Here is a 19,381-nt window from a genome sequence, read left to right on the forward strand (position 1 = left end):
TGCACGCGTACCTTGGAACACCACGACGGAGGAGACCATGCGACTCAAGGAAAAGACCATCATCGTTACCGGCGCGGCCAGCGGCTTCGGCGCCGGCATTGCGCTGGCCTGCGCGCGCGAGGGCGCGCACGTGGTGCTGGCCGACATCAACGAAGCCGGCGCGCGTGAGGTGGCCACACGCTGTGGCGGTCGCAGCGCTGGCGTTCGCTGCGACGTGACCTCGCGCCGCGACGTGGCCGACCTGGTGGCGGGTGCGCGCGAGCGTTTCGGCCGTATCGACGTGGTGGTGAACAACGCGGGTTGGACGCACCGCAACCAGCCGCTGCTTGACGTGGACGAGGCTACCTTCGACCGCGTGTTCGCGATCAACGTGAAGTCGATTTACCACATGACGCACGAGGTGGTGCCAGTGATGCGCGCTCAGGGCGGTGGAGTGATCCTCAACGTGGGCTCCACTGCCGGCATCCGACCGCGGCCGGGTCTTACCTGGTACAACGCCAGCAAGGGCGCGGTCAACCTGCTGTCCAAGTCAATGGCCGTGGAACTCGGCCCCGACCGCATTCGCGTCAACTCCATCTGTCCCGTCATCGGCGAGACTGCGCTGCTCGAGGCCTTCATGGGCGTGCCCGACACGCCCGAGAACCGCGCGCGCTTCATCGCTACCATCCCGCTCGGGAGGCTGTCGCGGCCCGACGACGTGGCCAACGCTGCGGTGTTCCTCGCCAGCGATGAAGCAGCCTTCATCTCGGGCGTCGAGTTCCCGGTGGACGGCGGCCGCACCGTCTGAGCCGCGAGTGATATTTGTCCTCATATCTCGTATCTGCTGAGGTCAGCTCTCGCAGGGCGCTTGACTTCGGCCGTGCCATGGGTGCGTTTACCAAGAGCGGTGTCGTGCACGCCAGGGGCTGCTGGCTGTCTTAGCGCGGGTATGGGCGATGAAAAGATGAAAGAAACACGGGAGCATGTCCATGCCTAATTTGTTTTCCCCCTACACGCTCAAGGGTGTCACGCTTCGCAATCGCATCGCGATGTCGCCGATGACGATGTATCGGTGCACAACGGACGGGAAGATGAATGATTTCCACGTGATGCTGATGGGCTCGCGTGCGGCCGGCGGATTCGGCTTGGTCTTCACCGAACAGATCGCCATCACGCCCGACGGCCGTACCAGCACCTCGTGCGCCGGGCTCTGGGAGGACGAGCAGATCGAAAGCCTGGCTCGCGTGGTCAGAATAATCAAGGGCATGGGCGCGGTACCAGCGATTCAGCTTGGCCATACCGGCCGCAAGGGAAGCGAGCAACTGCCTTGGGAGGGTAAGCGGCAGATTGCTCCAGACCACCCTGATGGCTGGCAAGTGCGCGGCCCCTCGCCCATTCCCTTTGGCGGGCGCTTCCCATACCCCGTGGATGAGCTCAGCGTAGCGGAGATTCATGATTTACATCGGGCCTATGCGGCCGCCGCAAAACGGGCGATCGCGGCTGGGTTCGAGTGGCTGGAGATGCACTTCGCGCATGGTTACCTCGGTGCGAGTTTTTTCTCTCCCTTGGCCAATCAACGCACGGATGCGTACGGCGGAACACTTGACAAGCGCCTGCGCTTTCATCGCGAGGCACTAGACGCGGTACGCGCCGTTTGGCCCGAGCGGCTGCCCTTGACGATGCGTCTGGGGACTGATGATTTCCACGAAGACGGCGTGAAGTTCGACGACGCGGTCTGGGCGATCGCTCAATTGAAGGTACACGGGCTGGATCTTGCAGACCTGAGCATCGGCATGAACACCGACGATATGCGCGAGCCACCGTTCTCCCGTGCTGCTTTCATGGTGGAGCGGGGAAGCCGCGTACGCAGAGATGTCGGTATTCCGGTGGCGGCTAGCTGGAACCTGGGCCAGCCAGCAGTGGCGGACCAAGTCATACGTGACGAACTCGTTGATCTGGTGTTCCTCGGACGGCCGGCACTGGCCAACCCGCACTGGCCGATCTGGGCGGCGCGGGAGCTTGCACACGCTGACCCCTTCTCCCTGCTCCCGCAGGACTGGTCGTGGTGGCTGAAGAATCGGCCGGGCTCGGAGAATTCGCATGGTTGGCCACCAATGGCAATCGCCAACTGAGTAAGATTGGATGCCATGGCGCGGGAGCCGCTCAGCGTCTTGGGAACGCTCGGCCCATCCACAAGTACAGTAGCGCATCGGTCACCAGTGCCGCCACCGCGATCGCCAGTGACCGCGTGAAACCGAGCTCGGCGTCGCCACTGCGGTAAAGGAGCATCGCCGCCAGCGGCGGGCCCACGATCTGGCCGAGTCCGTAAAACGCGATTGCCGCCTATGGCAAACGAACCGTGACATCATGGTCTCGAGTCAGCAGCGGTCATCTGAAAGAACGCGATCCTCGCGGACCCAACGGCCGGCTTCGGATATACAGCCGCCTTCGGCCGCTTGTCGCCGCGAGTTTCAAATTGAACGTGCGTTACCCATGACTTCGAACTGGAGCTCTTGATCCGACGTGGGCGCGAACATCTCGCTGACGGTCGCCAGCTGTGCCGTGTGTATGCACAGCTTGGCGCCAAAGCCGAAACGGCGGCTTCGGGCGGTATCGGTCTGCAAGCGCGCGGTGTCGGCGATCGCTACGGTTACACCGTCCACTGGGGATGCCAGACCCGCGCGGCGCGAAGCCGCCACCAGGGCAAAACGCGCCAGATGCAGCTCGGCTTCGTCCGCACCGCAGCGCTCGCCCATGTCGGCTTGCAAATCCAGGTGGCCCAACGCCAGGCGCAGCACGCCCGGGCTGTTGGCCAGCTCGTCCAGCGCGCCCAGCCCTTGTGCCGACTCCACCACCGGAAAGCGCACACAAGAGCCGGTGTTGCTGACCGTGTCGACGTGCGCCCACACATGCGCCAGCTGAGCTGATGACTCGGCCTTGGGAACGACCACCCCGGCCAGGCCCTGGACGGCGAGCTGATTCACCAGCGCCAGATCATCTTCATGCCAAGGTGTGCCCGCTGCATTGATGCGCACCAGCAGGCGCGAGAGCTCGGCCTCGTCCAGGTTCACAAGCGCCTGCGCCAGATAGACGCGCGCGGTAGACTTTCCGGCCGGCGCCACAGCATCTCCAGATCCACGATCACCGCGCCTGCACCACTGCCGAGGGCCTTGGCTAGGCGCTCCGGGCGGGTGGCTGGCACGAACAAAAAGGTGAAGACCGTGGCCAGCGGGGACAGGGTGGACGTGTTCATGGATTCAGCAAAACTCCGACACGGTCAGCGCTAGCGATTTGCCACAGGCCATCGATGGCGGTCTGCATTTGCGCGGGTGTGGCGCCGCCGCTGTAGGCCGCCAGCCGCAAAGCCTTGTCGGTGATTTCCGAGCGGGTCAGCGTATTGCCCGGGTCGCCCTTGGGTTCGTCCACCCGGCCGTTCAGAACGCGGCCATCGGTGGTGTATACCGTGACCTTGCCGATCCAGCGCTGCGGGTAGGCGGAATCGACTTCGTCGTCTAGTTGCATCTCGACCTTGTCGCAAAACGACACGGTATCGGCGCCCTTGAAGTGCTGATCAAAGGCGTTGAGATCGGCGTGCTCGAAGCGTGCCACCAGTGCCAATACCGTGCCCATGGAAAACTTGCTCTGGTGCACCGTGCGTGGGTTGACCACCGGGCCCAGCACGTCGATGGCGCCTTGGTGCACATGCGCGACCACGCGCGCCACATCGCCGGGACGCAGACTGTTGGCCTTTATCACCTGCAGCAGCGCGTCGGCGGCGGGGTGGGTGTGGCGGCACGATGCATGGAACTTGAACGAGGTTTCGACCGTGGCCCAGCGCTGGCCCAGCCCGTCCACCAGTTTTGCGGGGTCGGCGTCGCTGGACATGCCCGCGGCCATGCCTTGCGGCCCTTCAAAAATTTGGGCCGCACTGGTGAAACCATCCAGCGCCAGGTAGGCCGACATCAAGCCGGCAGCGGCAGCGTGCGCGGTATGCAGCTGTTTGCTGTCGGACGCGGTGCGCAAAAATTCCCACAACCCGGCCGACTGCGTTCCTGCTGAGCCTAAGGCATGCAGCATCTGCGCGCTGTTGAGACCGAGCAGATTGCCGACGGCTGCCGCAGCGGCCAAAGTGCCTGCGGTGCCGGTGGTGTGGAACACCTTGTAGTGCGAGCGCCCGAGGAATTCACCGACCCGAATACCCACTTCGTAACCCGCCACCGAGGCGGTCAAGAAGCGCGCGCCGCTGGCCCCGATGGCCTGCGCTACCGCCAACGCTGCAGGGAAGACAACAGCAGCCGGGTGGAACACCGAGCCGTTGTGCACATCGTCCTGCTCGGCCACGTGGGAAGCGGCGGCGTTAACCATCGCTGCGAGATAGGGGCTGGTGCGAAGCCGGTTCACGATGACTTCCGATGGGCCACCGGGCTCGCTCGCGCCACCCATGGCCAATGCAAAGCGCGCGATGCTGTCCACCGGGCGCGAGCCGTGCCCAGCCACGGCCGAACCGAACCAGTCAACCAGCAGGTCTTCTGTTTTTCGAACCACTGTCTCGGGAATCTGCTCGAACCGCAGTTCGGCAGAAAAAGTGGCGAGTTGGGCGCTCGGGGACGTCATATGGGTTCTTTCAAGCGGTGTGTGGGTTGCAGTGCAGGAGGTTCAGATAGCGCCCGAAGCGCGCATCGCAGCAATCGCGGCGGCGCTCAGGCCGGTTTCGGCCAGGATGGCTTCGCTGTGCTGGCCGACGGCAGGCACCGGGTCCATGCCGTAGTCGAAGGCGTTGCTGCGGCCCGGTGGCAACAGGGCAGGTATGTCGCCCTCGGGCGATCCCACGCTGCGCCAACGCTCACGCGCCTGGAGCTGGGGGTGGGCCCAGAGACCGGCCATGTCGTTCATGCGCGCGTTGGCGATCTGCGCCTGTTCCAGCAAAGCGCAGACTTGGCCGGCGTTCAGCGCGCCAAACGCGGCCAGCACAATGGCCTTGAGCGCATCGCGGTTCTGGTTGCGGCGCTCGTTGTTGTCAAAGCGCGGGTCGTTGGCCAACGCGGGGTTCTTCAACACCGTGTCGCAAAACGCTTTCCACTCGCGCTCGTTCTGCAGGCCCGGCATCACGGTGCCGCCATCGCCAGCGGCAAAAGCGCCGTAGGGGTAGATGCTAGCGTGGGCGGCGCCACTCCGCGGTGGCGGAGGCGCGCCCTCGAAGGCGTAGTACATCGGGAAGGACATCCATTCGCCTAGCGCTTCGAGCATGGACACGTCGATATGGCTGCCCACCCCGGTGGCCCCGCGCAGCAGCAGGGCCGACAGCACGCTGGTGTAAGCGTACATGCCGGCGGCAATGTCGGCCACCGAATTGCCCGACTTGCTGGGCACCTCGGGCGTGCCAGTGACGGAGAGGAACCCGGCCTCGCTCTGGATCAACAAGTCGTAGGCCTTTTTGTCGCGGTAGGGGCCGTCTTCGCCGTAACCCGAGATGTCGCACACGACGGTGCAGCAATGGCGTGCTCGAGCGAGACCACTGTGATGCCGTCGAGCGGCCGACGTTTCTGTGCGCGCTTCTCTGCTGTGAGAAGTGGCGTTCTCGTCATGCCCAGTACTCAGAACGAACGCGGCAAGTCGAGCAAGTGCTCGGCCACGTAGGAATAGATCAGGTTGGTTGAGATCGGGGCCACCTGATAGAGCCGCGTCTCGCGGAACTTGCGCTCCACGTCGTATTCGGTGGCGAAACCAAAACCACCGTGGAACTGGATGCAGGCGTTGGCCGCTTCCCAGCTCGCCTTGGCCGCCAGGTACTTGGCCATATTGGCCTGAGCGCCGCAGGGCAGGCCGGCGTCGAACAGTTCGCAAGCCTTGTAGCGCATCAAGTTGGCGGCTTCGACTTCGATGTAGGCGTCGGCGATGGGGAACTGCACGCCCTGGTTCTGCCCGATCGGGCGGCCGAACACCACGCGTTCGCGCACGTATCTCGTTACCCGGTCGAGAAACCAGTAGCCATCGCCAATGCATTCCGCCGCGATCAGCGTGCGCTCGGCGTTCAGGCCGTCGAGGATGTACCTGAACCCTTCGCCTTCTTTGCCGATGAGGTTGTCTTCGGGGATTTCCAGGTTCTCAAAGAATAGCTCGTTGGTCTCGTGGTTGACCATGTTCGGAATGGGTCGCACTGTCATACCGCTTTTTTCCGCCTCGCGCAAATCGACCATGAAGATGCTCATGCCCTGGGTCTTTTTCTTGACCTCGGCGAGCGGCGTAGTTCGCGCCAGCAGAATCATCCAGTCGGAATGCTGCACCCGGGAGATCCAGACCTTCTGGCCGTTAACCACGTATTTGTCGCCTTTTTTTACCGCCGTGGTCTTGAGCTGGGTGGTGTCGGTGCCGGTGGTGGGCTCGGTCACGCCCATGGACTGCAGCCGCCATTCGCCGGTGGCGATCTTGGGCAGGTACAAGGATTTTTGCTTAGCAGATCCGTGACGCAGCAAAGTGCCCATGTTGTACATCTGACCGTGGCAGGCGCCCGAATTTCCACCGCTACGGTTGATCTCCTCCATGATCACCGAAGCCTCTGCCAGGCCCAGGCCGGAGCCGCCATAGTCAGCCGGAATCATGGCGGCCAACCAGCCGGCCTTGGTCAGCGCGTTGACGAAGGCCTCGGGGTAGCCGCGCTGTTCGTCGATCTCTCGGTGGTAGGCATCTGGAAACTCGGCGCACAGCGCGCGCACGGCGTCGCGAATGTCCTGGTACTGGTCGGAGGTGGTCTTGATCATGAAGTTTGGGTTGTTGATGTGATTCGAAGTCCAGCGCTCAGGCCAGCGTGGCGCTGCCCTGCATGGTTAGCCAGCCTTCGTTATCCTGGGCCCAGAGGCGAACAGTCTTGCCGTCGGCCGACAGCTGGCCATTGAGCCGGAAGGCGTACAGGTCAAACGTGGGTCGCACCGCTCGAAATTCAAACGACTGGATGCGCGCCTCAGGCCGTTGTTGGCGCACCAGGTCTACCAGCAAAGTCGCGATCAGCGGCCCGTGAACGATCAGGCCCGGATAGCCCTCGACCTCGGTCGCGTAGCTTCGGTCGTAGTGGATGCGGTGACCATTGAAGGTGAGAGCTGAATAGCGGAAGAGCAGCATGGGGTCGGGCACCACCTCCCGCTGCCACGCGGCGGTGGCCTCGGCGGCAATGGGCTTGGGCACCGCGTCGTCTCGCCGGGCCGCTGCTCGGTAAACAATGTCGTGCTCCTCGGTGAGCGCCAGTCCCCGCTGGTTGTGCATCTCGTGCTCAACCAGCACAAATAGCAGGTCCCCACTGCGTCCTGCCTTGTGCTCGACGGACGCGATCCTGGAGATCCGGCTAACTGCATCGCCGACCAAAAGCGGGTTCTCCGCCTGCCACCGCAGTCGCCCACCTGCCCACATTCGCCGGGGCAGCGGCACGGGTGGCAGAAAGCCGCCGCGCTTGGCATGTCCATCGACGCCAAGCTCGCTTTGGCGTGGGTGCTGCAGAAAGTAGAGCCAGTGCCACAGGGGCGGCACCACGGCACCCAACGCTGGGTCGGAATCGCCGCGGTCGAGCACAGCTGACAAGGCACGCAGCGGCGCCGGGGTGATGTCGTCTTTGGAGGCTTCCGTGCAACCGACCCAGCTGCGCAAATCCGCCAGCGTAATGGCATCTAGGGCACGGATGTCTTCGCTCATGATCTGCAGGAAGGAGGTATAAGTTTGGGCATAGTCCCTATGGTTACTGTAGTGGCCTACCTGAGCAATCTTTGATTTCGAAAGCGGTGCTTTGGCATTTCCGAAGGGTATGCTTGAACGCTTCCCGGCGTTAGCGCTGCGTCCCAATCGCTTGCCCCGGCTGGGAAGCCAGTCCGGCTCAACCAAATCGCTTCTGCCCATGCACTTTGATCTGGTCGACTTGCGTCTAATTGTTCGGGTCGCCGAACTCAATAGCCTCACCCGTGGCGCTGAAAGCTCGCACATCTCCCTGGCGGCAGCCAGCACTCGCATCAAGAACCTTGAGGAAAGCGTCGGGGCCAAACTGCTGTACCGCAGCAGTCAAGGCATGACGCTGACCCAGCCTGGCAAGACCTTTTTGCAGCACGCCATTGCAGTGCTGGGGCAAATCGAGAACATGCGCGGCGACATGCAGGAGTACGCAAATGGCATCAAAGGCCAGCTTCGCATCTTCTCCAACACAACCGCCCTGTGCGAGTTTTTGCCACCGGTTCTAGGTAGTTACCTCAAGAACCATCCGGACATCAACATTCATCTGCGTGAGATGCTCAGCCACGACATCGTGCGTGCGGTGCTCGATGGTTTCGCCGATATTGGGGTCGTAGCGGGTTCCGTGAACACTGAGAACCTGGAAATCATTCCGTACCGATCGGATCAACTGGTACTGGTTGTGCCCACCAGCCATTCACTGGCCATTCGGTCCAGCATCGCTTTCAGCGAAACTCTGGACCTCGTGCATGTTGGTCTGCACGAGGCGAGTGCTCTGCACGCCTTTCTCAAGCAAATCTGCGACGGCATGCACAGCCAGCTTCAACTGCGTATTCAGGTGGGAAATTTCCAGGCAGCCTGTCGCATGATTGAAGCCCAAGCTGGCGTAGGAATCCTTCCCAAGTCTGCGGTGAATCTTCATGTCGGGTCCATGGACATAAAGATCATTCCATTGGACGACACATGGGCAGACCGTCACATGCATGTTTGTATGCGGAACCTTGAGACCCTGCCAGCATTTGCGCGTAACCTTGTGCCTATGCTGCAAGCTGATGCGGAGAATGCCAGCTACGCTTCTTAGATTTTATCCTTACTGGATATGAGGGAGACGTCAGGGCCTGCTAGGCAAGACGTTGAGTTGGGTGCAGAGAATTGGCTGAAGCCCACTTCGATTGAGTGACCGGTCACGAATCTCGCGAAGTTTCAGGAGTCAATGTTGACCGACAGCAACCAGTCTTGAACAGCCCCACAAGAGCTCAGGGTCCGCTTGGCTAGGCAGGCATCACGCCGGAGGGCCGTTCGCGACCTTGCAAGCTATGGTGCCGGGCGTGCAGAATAGTCTGCATGCGGTTCCAGCACTGTCCACCCGATGCCCTGCGCCGGTGCTGTTTGCTTGCGGTGTTGCCGTGGCTGTCGTGGCCAGTGCTGCCCGCCGACTCTTCCTTGCGTGAAGCGATGCGCCGTGCCGAAGCCCTGCGCGACGACGCTCTGCGCGCCGGCGACCAGCCCTTCGGTGCCGTTGTGCTGCGCGCCGAGGTGGTGGTCGGCGCCGCACCCAGCCGCGTGGTGACCGCCAGTGACCCCACCGCGCACGCCGAGATGGAAGCCATCCGCGATGCTGCGCGTCGACTACGCACGCGAGACCTGTCTGGCTGCGTTCTGGTGTCCACCTCGCGTCCCTGCCGCATGTGTGAGGCCGCTGCAGGATGGGCCGGGATGTCCCGCATGTTCTACGGCGAGGCCCTGACAGATGCAGGCGCGCCGCGATGAAGCGCCGCACGCTGCTTGCCGCGGGAGCGACTTGGTCGGGGTGGGTTGTTGCGCGAGTGCCTGCGCTGGTGAGCGCGGCCGAAGCTGGCGACATGGTCACGCTGCAGCGGCTGCTTGACGCCGGCGTGCCGGTGGACAGCCGCGACGCGCAAGGTCGCACCGCTTTGCTTGCCGCCACGCATGCTGACCGCGTCGACGCGGCACAGCTGCTGATCGAGCGCGGTGCCGACGTGAACGCCAGGGATGTGATGCAAGACTCGCCGTTTCTGTATGCCGGCGCACGGGGGCGGCTTGCGATTCTCCGATTGACGCTGGCGTCTGGTGCCGACCTAAAAAGCATCAACCGCTACGGAGGCACGGCACTGATCCCGGCGGCGCATTACGGTCATGTCGAGGCGGTGCGCGAGCTGCTGAAGACACGGATCGATGTGGACCATGTCAACCGCCTTGGCTGGACGGCACTGCTCGAGGCCATCATCTTGGGTGACGGTGGCCCTGCCCACACCGAGATCGTGCGCCTGCTGGTCGCACATGGCGCCAGCGTGCAACTGGCCGACGCGCAGGGTGTGAGACCGTTGGCGCACGCCGAGCAGCGCGGGCACCGCACGATCGTCGAGATCCTGCGGCGGGCCGGCGCGCGCCCCTGAAAGTACGTGATGGAACAGCCTGCGTTCATCGTCTCGATCGGCGGGCCCCAGCTCGTTACGGCCGTCGCCCCGCGCGTTCGACTCGCATGCGCTCGATCATGAAATCAGCCGCATCCAGAATGTGCTGGCGAGCCAGACGCTCGGCGACTTCGCCATCGCCCGAAGCCACGGCAGCTAGCAGAGCTTCGTGCTGGTCCCAGATGTCGCGTGGTTTGTCGTCGTGCATCAACACCTCTCCCATCACACGTTGGGTCTGTGTCCAGTGGGTCTGCATCGCGGGTGCCACCAACGGATTTTTCGACAACGCATAGATGAAGTCGTGAAAGGCCATGTCGGCCGAGATCATTTGGTGGAAGGAGCGGCTGGCCACGGCCTTGCGACCGGCGCGGATCAGGGCTGACCCCTTTGCCGCCGCCTGTGCCGTGTTGTTTTCAGCAGCCTTGCGGAACGCCAGGCCTTCGATGACCGCGCGCACGTCGTACATCTGGCGCACATGATCCAGGTCGAGCGGCGCCACCTGCAAGCCACGCCCCGGCGCGTCGATCAGAACACCTTCTTTCCGCAGCAGGGTCAGGGCATGCTGCACCGGCTGGCGTGAAATGCCGAGCTGCTGGGCCAGCTGCTCCTGGATGATCCGCACGCCGGGCCGCAGGTGGCCCGCGGCGATGTCCGCCAGGATGGACTGGTGAACCTGTTCAACCAAGCTGGGCGCGGCGTGCAGTGTTTTCATGATCGCAATGGTAGTGGGGCGTCACCCCGCCCTCCAGCGGCGCTCGGCATCGTCCCAGGCGCCCAGGGCCTGCAGGTCGGGCACCCAGGCCAGGCCCGATTTGGCATCCGACGACGCCGCCTCCGGGGTCACCACCACGTCCAGCAATGCCGGGCGGCCAGCTTCCAGTTCGGCCAGCGCGCGGGCAATGGCGCCGGGCAGTTCGCTGGCCTGTGTGACGCGTTCGGCGTGCATGCCAAAGGCGCGCGCCATGGCTGCGTGGTCAGCGAACTGCAGGTGCGTGCCCACCACCTTGCCATGGGTCTCCTGCTGGTCGCGCACCTCGATGGCCCACGAGCCGTTGTTGGCCACCACCACCAGCACCGGCGCCTTCTGCCGCACGGCAGTGTCGATCTCCATGGCGTTGAAGCCGAAGGCACCATCGCCGGTGGCCACCACCACGGTGCGGCCGGGGCAGGCCAGGCTGGCCGCGATGCCGAACGGCGTTCCGATGCCGATGCAGCCGAGCGAGCCGGGGTCGAGGTAGGTGGTGGCGGGCAGGCCCACGCGCGCAAAGCTCAGGAAGTCGCCGCCGTCGGCGACCACGATCGCGTCGGTGGGCAGGGCTTTGCGCAGCGCGGCCAGCACGCGGTTGGGATGCAGGCGGCCGTCGCTGCCGTTGGGTGCGTCCTGCATGGACTGGTGCAGTTTGGCCGAGCGCAGCAGGTGCTGTTCGCGCAGGCCGGCAAGCCAGGCGGCGTCGCTGGCGGGCGTGCGGTCGGGTGCCGCGTCCAGCAGGGCCTGCAGCGCCAGCGCCGGGTCGGCGAACAGCTCCACCGCACCGCGGCGGTTGTCGCGCAGCTCGGCTGCACAGTCGGCGATGCGCAGGAATGCGGCGTCGCCGAACACCGCAGGCGACCCGTAGGCGAGCTGGAAATCGAGCCGCCGCCCCACCGTGACGATCAGGTCGGCCTGGCCCATCACGCCGCCGCGCATGGCGGCCACCACGCTGGGGTGTTCGTCGTCGATCAGGCCCCGGCTCTCACCGGTGTCGAGGTAGGCCGCGCCCACGCGGTTGAGCAGCGCGGCCAGTGCCGGGCCGGCGCCGCGCGCACCGCGCCCCGAAATGAACAGAGGGCGCTTCGCCGCCCAGAGTTTCTGCACCGCGGCCTGCACGGCCTGCGGATTCGGCGGCTGGGGCAGTGCGGGTGGAGGCGTGAAGATCTCGGGCAACTGCACCGCGCGGGACACGTTGGCGCGCAAGGTGTCGATGGGGAAGTCCAGGTACACCGGGCCGGGTTCGCCCGCCTCGCCCAGGGCGCGGGCCGTGGCTTCGGCCAGTTCCTGCGGCACCAGATCCGGGTGGCGAACGGTGCGGGCGTAGCGCGTGAGGCTGCGCACCAGCTCGGTGTGCACGATGTCCTGCAGGGCGCCGCGGTTTTCCTGCGCGGTGGGCGGCAGGCCCGAAAGGACCAGCACCGGGGCCTTGGCCACGTGGGCGTTGGCAATACCCGTCATGGCGTTGGTGACCCCCGGCCCGGTGGTGACCAGCGCCACGCCCAGGCCGCCCGTGAGTTGCGCTTCGGCGTGCGCCATGTAGACCGCCGCGCGCTCGTCGCGCACATCCACGATGCGGATGCCCTCGGCGTCCAGCCGCATCCAGATTGGCATGATGTGCCCGCCACAAAGGGCGTAGACCCGTTTCACGCCCCGGGCCTTCAGAAAGCGGGCAATGACGGCGGCGGCGGACTGCTCGCCAATGGGCGGTGGGGCCATGGTGTCTCCTGGTGGATGCCGGGTTCGGGCTGTCGCCGAGCCAACAGCGTGGAAGGGAATCAACCGAGGCGGGGGTTGACGGAAACTGCATTCTGAATTCAGAATTCATAAAAATCAAGCCCCTCTCAACGCCACCCGCCAACCGCCCCCACAGGAGACCCACCATGAGCCACCTGCTCACCATGGCCGATGCCGTCGCCACCCACGCCCGCCTGACGCCGGACAAGCTTGCGGTGCGCGATTCGCGCCGGCGCCTGAGCTTTGCGCAATGGGACCGGCGCGCCTCGCAACTCGGCGCTGCCTTGCTGGGCCTGGGCCTGGTCCCGGGTGACCGGGTAGGTGTGATCGCCTACAACTGCCTGGAGTGGGTGGAGATCTACGCCGGCATGGCCCGCGCGGGGCTGGTGGTGGTGCCGCTGAACTTCCGGCTCACCGGCCCTGAGATGGCCTACATCCTTGGCCATGCCGATGTGGCTGCGGTGATCACCGGGCCGGAGTTTTGCGCCACGCTGGACGGCGTGCGCGGTGAACTGGCGTTGCCCCCCGGGCGCCACGTGGTGCTGGCCGACCACGCGCCCGCCGGCTGGCTGGGCTACGAGGCGCTGATGGCGGGCGCCCCCGCCGAGCCGGTGTTTGAGCGCGTGCCACCCGAGCGCATGTGCGCCCTCATGTACACCTCGGGCACCACGGGCCGGCCCAAAGGCGCCATCCGCAACCACGGCGGCAACACGCTGATTGCCCTGGCCACCGCTCTCGAGATGGGCTTCACCCGCGACGACACGGCGCTGCTGGTGATGCCGCTGTGCCACGCCAACTCGCTCTACTTCGGCTCCACCTTCATCCACTTGGGCGCGACGATTGTGATCGACGACCGCCGCAGCTTCGACCCAGAGGCACTGCTCAAGACCCTGGCCGAAGACCGCGTGACCTTCACATCGCTGGTGCCCACGCACTACATCATGTTGCTGGCCCTGCCCGACGAGGTGAAGGCCCGGTACGACCTGAGCGCGGTAGGCAAGCTGATGATCTCTTCAGCCCCCGCGCGGCAGGACACCAAGCGCGGGATCATGGAGCTGTTCCCCAACGGCCATCTGTACGAGCTCTACGGCTCCACCGAGGCCGGCTGGGTCACGCTGCTGCGGCCGCAGGAGCAGTTGCGCAAGCTCGGCTCGGTGGGCCGCGAGTGGGCCGGCAGCGGCGCCATCCGCCTGCTGGACGAAGAGCGCCGCGAGGTGCCCGACGGTGAAGTGGGTGAACTGTTTTCACGCACCGCCTATGTGTTCGACGGCTACTGGCACAACCCCGAAAAAACCGCGGAAGCCATGGACGGCGAATGGTGCTCGGTGGGCGACATGGCGCGCCGCGACGACGAAGGTTTCATCTGGCTGGTGGACCGCAAGAGCAACATGATCATCAGCGGCGGCGAGAACGTGTATCCCTCCGAGGTCGAGGGCGTGCTGGGGCAGCACCCAAAAGTGCGTGATGTTGCGGTGATCGGCGTGCCACATGAAAAATGGGGCGAGACCGCCAAGGCCGTGGTTGTGTTGCACCAGGGCGAGGTGGCCAGCGAAGCCGAACTGCGGGACTGGTGTCGTCAGCGCCTTGCGGGATTCAAGTGTCCGAGCGAAGTGGTCTTCATCAACGAAGGCGACATGCCCCGAACTGCGACGGGCAAGATTCTGCACCGGGTGCTGCGACAACGATACATCGAGACTCAATGACGCTCTTGACGGCAAAGAGTAGAAGGAAACCTGACGGTCTTGATTCGCTGCCGCAGGCCTCCGCATCACCGGCACCGTGTCCCTCAAGTATTCTGTCTTCCAACCCAACAATCATCTGCCGAGGCAAGCATGAACCTGTTCTCCAAACTTCAACAGCGCGCAGCTGAAGGCAAACCCCTTCGCGTCGGCATGATCGGTGCCGGTAAATTCGGGTCCATGTACCTCTCGCAGGTGCCGCGCACGCCGGGCATCCACTTGGTGGGAATTGCCGATTTGTCGCCCACACGGGCCAAAGCCGCGCTCAAGAACGTGGGCTGGAAAGAAGAGGCGTACAGCGCCCCGTCGCTGGAGCAAGCGGCCAAGCTGGGTAACACGGCCATCATTGATGACAACATGAAGCTCATCGCGTCGCCATTTGTTGACATCATCATCGACTCAACGGGCAACCCGGCGGTAGGCATTGCGCATGTGCTGGCGTGTTGCGAATTCAAGAAACACATCGTGATGGTGAACGTGGAGGCCGACGCCTTGGCTGGCCCGCTGCTCATGCGCAAGGCCGATGAGGCGGGCATTGTGTATTCGCTGGCCTATGGCGATCAGCCTGCTTTGATTTGTGAAATGGTCGACTGGGCGCGGGCCGCGGGGTTCGCGGTGGTGGCGGCTGGCAAAGGCACGAAGTACCTGCCCACCTACCATGAGAGCACGCCCGAAACGGTATGGAACCATTACGGTCTGACCGCCGAAGATGCCGCCCGAGGCGGCATGAACGCGCAGATGTTCAACAGCTTTCTGGATGGCACCAAGAGCGCCATCGAGATGGCAGCGGTGGCCAATTCCACCGGCTTGAATGCACCCCGCGGATTGAAATTTCCAGCCGTCGGGGTGGACGATCTGGCCCGCATCCTCAAGCCACGGGAGCACGGCGGCATTCTCGACCAGCGCGGCGAGGTGGAGGTAATTTCCAGCGTGGAGCGCGACACCCGCCCGGTGTTTCGCGATTTGCGCTGGGGCGTGTATGTGACCTTCGTGGCCGACAGCGACTACGTGGCTCGTTGCTTCAAGGAATACGGCCTGATCACGGACCCCAGTGGCCAGTACTCGAGCATGTACAAACCGTTCCACTTGATCGGTCTTGAACTCGGCATCACGGTAGCGTCCATCGGCGTGCGCGGTGAATCCACGGGCGCGCCTGTATGCTGGAACGGCGACGTGGTGGCCACGGCCAAACGCGATCTGCAGGCGGGTGAAATGCTCGATGGTGAGGGCGGCTTCACCGTGTACGGCAAGCTGCTCCCCGCACAGGAATCACTCGCCTTGGGCGGCCTGCCGTTAGGTCTGGCCCACGGAGTGAAGCTGCTAAACCCGGTGAAAGCCGGGCACGCCGTGAGCTGGAACGATGTGGCGTTCGATGCCAACGCCACGGCGGTGAAGTTTCGCCGCGAGATGGAAAGAGCGTTTGCGCAACCCTGAATGAAGTTTTCAGGCGGACTGCGCCTCCATTTGCGAGCGCAGCGCGGCCACCTCTTCGAGCAGCGCGGTTGTCGGCCTGCAGCTCCTTCACCTTGAGGCGGAGGGCCGCGCGTTCGCCAGCCAGTGAAGCAGCGTGCGCCTTGTCCCCCGGCTTCTGGCGGCTTGCGGCGCGACTCACGCGCGCGTTTGGCGGCCAGCTTGAGTTCGTCCTTGCCTGCCAGAGCGGCGGCAATCTGTTCGTTCTGCGGCAGGCCGGCCACGGGAGCGGCGGCGTTGAGCGAAATCGCGCCGGCTTTGAGCGCTTCCACAAGCTCGGGAGCGGCCAGTTTCTGGATCTTCTCGATCTGCACCACCTGGCTGCTGCTCAGCCGCGCGGCCTTGGCAATGTCTTCCCGTCTGTGCAGTGGTCTGGCCGCAGGCGCTACCGGTGCGTCCGTGTGCGGGGCCAGTTGGGCGTCATCGGGCTTCAGTTCTTGGGGTGACGGTGCCGCCGTCAGAAAGCGCGAGCGCTGCGCGGCCATGATCTCGCGCTTGCGCAAGGCCAGCACACCGCGCTGGAAGTCGGACACGCTGCGCCAGCCCAGGTGCTGGTCGATCATCCAAAAGTGCACATCATCCATGGACTGGAAGCGGGTGTTCTGCACCGTCTGAAACGGCAGGTTGTGCTGCTGAAAGATGACGTAGCGGTTGTGGTCGTCCACAAGCAGGTCGCCCCATTGCTTCAGCGCATCGCGGCAGCTCTCGGCCAGCAGGCTGCGTTCCAGTGCTTTGAATTCGTCTAGGGTCAGGAGATCGATGTAGGCTTTGAGTTCCCGATTGACCTGGATGTGCATGGGATCGGGATGGGAGAGAGGGCGAGGGGCGAGAGTTGTATTTGGGCTATGTGGCGCTCACCGCAGGGCCTCCAGAGCCCGCTGCACAATGCTCGCAGCATCGACCTGGAAGAAGGCGCGCAACGCGGCGCGCGTGTCGCTGCGGCCGAAGCCGTCGGTGCCAAGGGTGTGGAAGCACCGGCCCTCGGGCATGAAGGCGCGCACGCTCTCGGGCACGGTGCGCACGTAGTCGGTGGCGGCGATCACGGGCCCGGTGCTCTCAGTCAGCAATTGTGTGAGGTGTGAGTCCACCCCGTGGGCCACGCCGTCGCGCGCGAGTTCGCTCCAGCTCGTGATGCTGAAGACGTTCACGCCCAGCCCCTGAGCTGCCAGCTGTTCGGCCGCCTTCACCACCTCGGTGAAGATCGCACCCGAGCCGAGCAGCGTGACGCGCTGCTTCGCGCCCTCAGGCCCGAAGAGTCCGAATAGGTAACCACCTTTGAGCACACCCTCGGCTGCGCCCTCGGGCAGGTCGGGCTGGGCGTAGTTCTCGTTCATCAGCGTGACGTAATAAAACACGTCCTGCTGCTCGACCAGCATCTCGCGCATGCCGGCGTCCATGATCACCGCGAGTTCGCCCGCAAACGCCGGGTCATAAGCCTTGCAGTTAGGAATAGTCGCGGCTACGAGGTGGCTGCTGCCGTCCTGGTGCTGCAGGCCTTCGCCGCCCAGCGTGGTACGACCTGATGTGGCACCCAGCAGGAAGCCGCGAGAGCGCTGGTCAGCCGCGGCCCAGATCGCGTCGCCCACGCGCTGGAAGCCGAACATGGAGTAGTAGATGTAAAACGGCAGCATGGCCAGGCCATGCACGCTGTAGCTGGTGGCGGCCGCCGTCCAGCTCGCCAGGGCGCCAGCTTCGCTGATGCCTTCTTCCAGAATCTGGCCGTCGAGCGCCTCGCGGTAGCTGAGCACCGAGCCGATGTCTTCCGGCGCGTAGCGCTGGCCCACACTGCTGTAGATGCCGACCTGCTTGAACAGGTTGGCCATGCCGAAGGTGCGCGCCTCGTCGGCCACGATGGGCACGATGCGCGGGCCCAGCTGTGGGTCCTTGAGCAGGCCCCCGAGCATGCGCACAAAGGCCATGGTGGTGCTCATTTCCTTGCCGTCGGCCTTGAGCGCAAAGGTGGCGTACGTCTCGATGGCGGGCACGGGCACCACGGCGCACGCGGTCTCGCGCCGGGGCAGGGCACCGCCCAGGCGCTCGCGGTGTTCGCGCAGGTAGCGCATTTCGGCGCTGTCGTCGGCGGGTTTGAGGAAGGCCAGACCGGTGGCCTGTTCGTCGGTGAGCGGCAGGTTGAAACGGTTGCGGAATTCGATCAGGTCGGCGCCTTCGAACTTCTTCTGGCTGTGCGTGGTCATCTTGCCCTGGCCCGCGCTGCCCATGCCGTACCCCTTCTTGGTGTGGGCCAGGATCACGGTGGGGTGACCCGCATGCGCAGAGGCGGCGGCGTAGGCCGCGTGGATCTTCACCAGATCGTGGCCGCCGCGCTTCAAGCGGTCGATCTGCTCGTCGGTCATGCCCTGGGCCAGCGCCGCCAGCTCGGGGTTCTGACCGAAGAAGTTGTCGCGGTTGAAGCGCCCGTCTTTCGCGGCGAAGGTCTGCATCTGGCCGTCGACCGTGTGGGCGAAAGTGCGGGCGAGCGCGCCGGTGGTGTCGCGCGCGAACAGGCCGTCCCAGTCGCTGCCCCACACGAGCTTGATCACGTTCCAGCCGGCGCCTGCGAAGAGCTTTTCCAGCTCGTCGATGATGCGGCCGTTGCCGCGCACCGGGCCGTCCAGGCGCTGCAGGTTGCAGTTGACCACCCACACCAGGTTGTCGAGCTTCTCGCGCGCGGCCAGGGTGAGCGCGCACATGCTCTCGGGCTCGTCCATCTCGCCGTCGCCAAACACGCCCCATACCTTCCGGCCTTCGCAGTTCTGCAGTTGGCGGTGTGTGAGGTAACGCATGAAGCGCGCGTGGTAGATCGAGCTGATCGGACCAATGCCCATGGAGCCCGTGGGGAACTGCCAGAAATCGGGCATGAGCCAGGGGTGCGGGTAGCTGGAGAGGCCGCGCGCGCCGGCCGGCGGCGCGGTGAGTTCCTGGCGGTAGTGCAGCAGGTCGGCTTCGCTCAGGCGGCCTTCCAGAAACGCACGCGCGTACACACCGGGTGCGCTGTGCGGCTGGAAGAACACCAGGTCTCCGTCGCGTCCCGCGCGGAAGAAGTGGTTGAAGCCGGTCTCGAACAGGTCGGCCGCGCTGGCGTAGCTCGCGATGTGCCCGCCAAGTTCGCCGTACGCCTGGTTGGCGCGCACCACCATGGCCAGCGCGTTCCAGCGCATAAGCGAGGCCAGGCGCTCTTCGACCGCGAGATCGCCGGTGAAGGCGGGCTGGTCCTCCACCGCGATGGTGTTCACGTAGGGCGTATTGAGTTCGGGCTGCCAGCCGATGCGCTGGCCGCGGGCCACGCGCGCGAGTTCGTCGAGGATCTGCCGGACTCGCGCCGGACCCTGCCTGGCCGCCAGCGAAAGCAGGGCGTCGCGCCATTCCAGCGTTTCGCCAGGGTCGGGATCGGGGAGGGTCGGGGCGGCGGCATGCAGCGGCTTGGAAACGTGGTTCATTGGGATCTCCTTAGACGAATACTGTAGACGCCCGAGCTTGGTCTGGTCGTGAGCTGCAAGGCTGAGTCGTGTTCAAGCGAAGCCGACGTGCTCGCCTTTGCCGAGCTGCCCGGCAAGCAGTGCTTGCTG

At 64.7% G+C, this 19,381-nt stretch carries 15 protein-coding genes and 2 pseudogenes; 7 read left to right on the forward strand and 10 right to left on the reverse strand.

All coding sequences use genetic code 11. The annotated features are described in order from the left end of the window. Positions 1 to 37 precede the first annotated feature (37 nt). Positions 38 to 787 carry an SDR family oxidoreductase gene (locus Q0C59_RS03480; protein ID WP_291211761.1) on the forward strand — a complete coding sequence of 250 codons (750 nt, stop codon included), beginning with the start codon at positions 38 to 40 and terminating at the stop codon, positions 785 to 787. 181 nt (positions 788 to 968) lie between these two features. Continuing rightward, positions 969 to 2,111: an NADH:flavin oxidoreductase/NADH oxidase gene (locus Q0C59_RS03485; RefSeq protein WP_291211764.1), complete on the forward strand. Its 1,143-nt coding sequence runs from the start codon at positions 969 to 971 to the stop codon at positions 2,109 to 2,111. A gap of 339 nt (positions 2,112 to 2,450) precedes the next feature. On the opposite strand, the gene Q0C59_RS03490 is transcribed toward Q0C59_RS03485, so the two are convergent. The 6 genes and pseudogenes from Q0C59_RS03490 to Q0C59_RS03515 all read right to left on the reverse strand — a co-directional run bounded on the left by Q0C59_RS03490 (position 2,451) and on the right by Q0C59_RS03515 (position 7,659). Continuing rightward, positions 2,451 to 3,050 (reverse strand): CoA ester lyase, encoded by a 600-nt coding sequence (locus Q0C59_RS03490; protein WP_291211767.1) that lies wholly within the window; start codon positions 3,048 to 3,050, stop codon positions 2,451 to 2,453. Then, positions 3,047 to 3,232, reverse strand: a complete 186-nt coding sequence (locus tag Q0C59_RS03495) for a hypothetical protein (RefSeq protein WP_291211769.1) — start codon at positions 3,230 to 3,232, stop codon at positions 3,047 to 3,049. Before Q0C59_RS03495 ends, Q0C59_RS03490 begins: the two co-directional genes overlap by 4 nt. Next, positions 3,229 to 4,593, reverse strand: coding sequence for an MmgE/PrpD family protein (locus Q0C59_RS03500; RefSeq protein ID WP_291211771.1), 1,365 nt, complete (start codon positions 4,591 to 4,593; stop codon positions 3,229 to 3,231). Before Q0C59_RS03500 ends, Q0C59_RS03495 begins: the two co-directional genes overlap by 4 nt. Before the next feature lie 42 nt (positions 4,594 to 4,635). Continuing rightward, a pseudogene (locus tag Q0C59_RS03505) lies at positions 4,636 to 5,463 on the reverse strand (CaiB/BaiF CoA transferase family protein); the annotation flags it as partial. Positions 5,464 to 5,573: 110 nt separating this feature from the next. Continuing rightward, on the reverse strand, positions 5,574 to 6,737 hold the full coding sequence (locus tag Q0C59_RS03510) for an acyl-CoA dehydrogenase family protein (protein ID WP_291211774.1): 1,164 nt from the start codon (positions 6,735 to 6,737) through the stop codon (positions 5,574 to 5,576). Positions 6,738 to 6,774: 37 nt separating this feature from the next. Next, complete coding sequence (locus tag Q0C59_RS03515) at positions 6,775 to 7,659, reverse strand: MaoC family dehydratase N-terminal domain-containing protein (protein WP_291211777.1); 885 nt, start codon at positions 7,657 to 7,659, stop codon at positions 6,775 to 6,777. 199 nt (positions 7,660 to 7,858) lie between these two features. Here Q0C59_RS03515 and Q0C59_RS03520 point away from each other — a divergent pair, with 199 nt between their 5' ends. The 3 genes from Q0C59_RS03520 (at position 7,859) to Q0C59_RS03530 (ending at position 10,103) form a co-directional block, all read left to right on the forward strand. Further along, positions 7,859 to 8,767, forward strand: coding sequence for a LysR substrate-binding domain-containing protein (locus Q0C59_RS03520; RefSeq protein ID WP_291211816.1), 909 nt, complete (start codon positions 7,859 to 7,861; stop codon positions 8,765 to 8,767). 263 nt (positions 8,768 to 9,030) lie between these two features. After that, on the forward strand, positions 9,031 to 9,456 hold the full coding sequence (locus tag Q0C59_RS03525) for a nucleoside deaminase (protein WP_291211780.1): 426 nt from the start codon (positions 9,031 to 9,033) through the stop codon (positions 9,454 to 9,456). Then, positions 9,453 to 10,103 carry an ankyrin repeat domain-containing protein gene (locus tag Q0C59_RS03530; RefSeq protein ID WP_291211783.1) on the forward strand — a complete coding sequence of 217 codons (651 nt, stop codon included), beginning with the start codon at positions 9,453 to 9,455 and terminating at the stop codon, positions 10,101 to 10,103. The genes Q0C59_RS03525 and Q0C59_RS03530 overlap by 4 nt, the downstream gene beginning before the upstream one ends. A 55-nt stretch (positions 10,104 to 10,158) precedes the next feature. On the opposite strand, the gene Q0C59_RS03535 is transcribed toward Q0C59_RS03530, so the two are convergent. Continuing rightward, positions 10,159 to 10,833: a GntR family transcriptional regulator gene (locus Q0C59_RS03535; protein ID WP_291211786.1), complete on the reverse strand. Its 675-nt coding sequence runs from the start codon at positions 10,831 to 10,833 to the stop codon at positions 10,159 to 10,161. A gap of 21 nt (positions 10,834 to 10,854) precedes the next feature. Then, entirely contained in the window at positions 10,855 to 12,588 is a 1,734-nt protein-coding gene (locus Q0C59_RS03540) for a thiamine pyrophosphate-binding protein (RefSeq protein ID WP_291211789.1), read from the reverse strand. A 164-nt stretch (positions 12,589 to 12,752) separates the two neighbouring features. Here Q0C59_RS03540 and Q0C59_RS03545 point away from each other — a divergent pair, with 164 nt between their 5' ends. Together Q0C59_RS03545 and Q0C59_RS03550 are read left to right on the forward strand one after the other, a co-directional pair. Beyond that, positions 12,753 to 14,309, forward strand: coding sequence for a class I adenylate-forming enzyme family protein (locus Q0C59_RS03545; RefSeq protein WP_291211792.1), 1,557 nt, complete (start codon positions 12,753 to 12,755; stop codon positions 14,307 to 14,309). A 129-nt stretch (positions 14,310 to 14,438) separates the two neighbouring features. Beyond that, on the forward strand, positions 14,439 to 15,779 hold the full coding sequence (locus Q0C59_RS03550) for an NAD(P)H-dependent oxidoreductase (protein ID WP_291211795.1): 1,341 nt from the start codon (positions 14,439 to 14,441) through the stop codon (positions 15,777 to 15,779). 52 nt (positions 15,780 to 15,831) lie between these two features. Here the strand turns inward: Q0C59_RS03550 and Q0C59_RS19675 are convergent. Continuing rightward, positions 15,832 to 16,612: pseudogene (locus Q0C59_RS19675) on the reverse strand (plasmid replication/partition related protein); the annotation flags it as partial. Positions 16,613 to 16,669: 57 nt separating this feature from the next. Beyond that, positions 16,670 to 19,252, reverse strand: coding sequence for an alpha-ketoglutarate dehydrogenase (gene mdeB / locus Q0C59_RS03560; RefSeq protein WP_291211798.1), 2,583 nt, complete (start codon positions 19,250 to 19,252; stop codon positions 16,670 to 16,672). Positions 19,253 to 19,381: the final 129 nt, after the last annotated feature.

The organism is Hydrogenophaga sp., assembly GCF_022844385.1.
In the GTDB taxonomy this organism is placed as follows: domain Bacteria; phylum Pseudomonadota; class Gammaproteobacteria; order Burkholderiales; family Burkholderiaceae_C; genus Hydrogenophaga.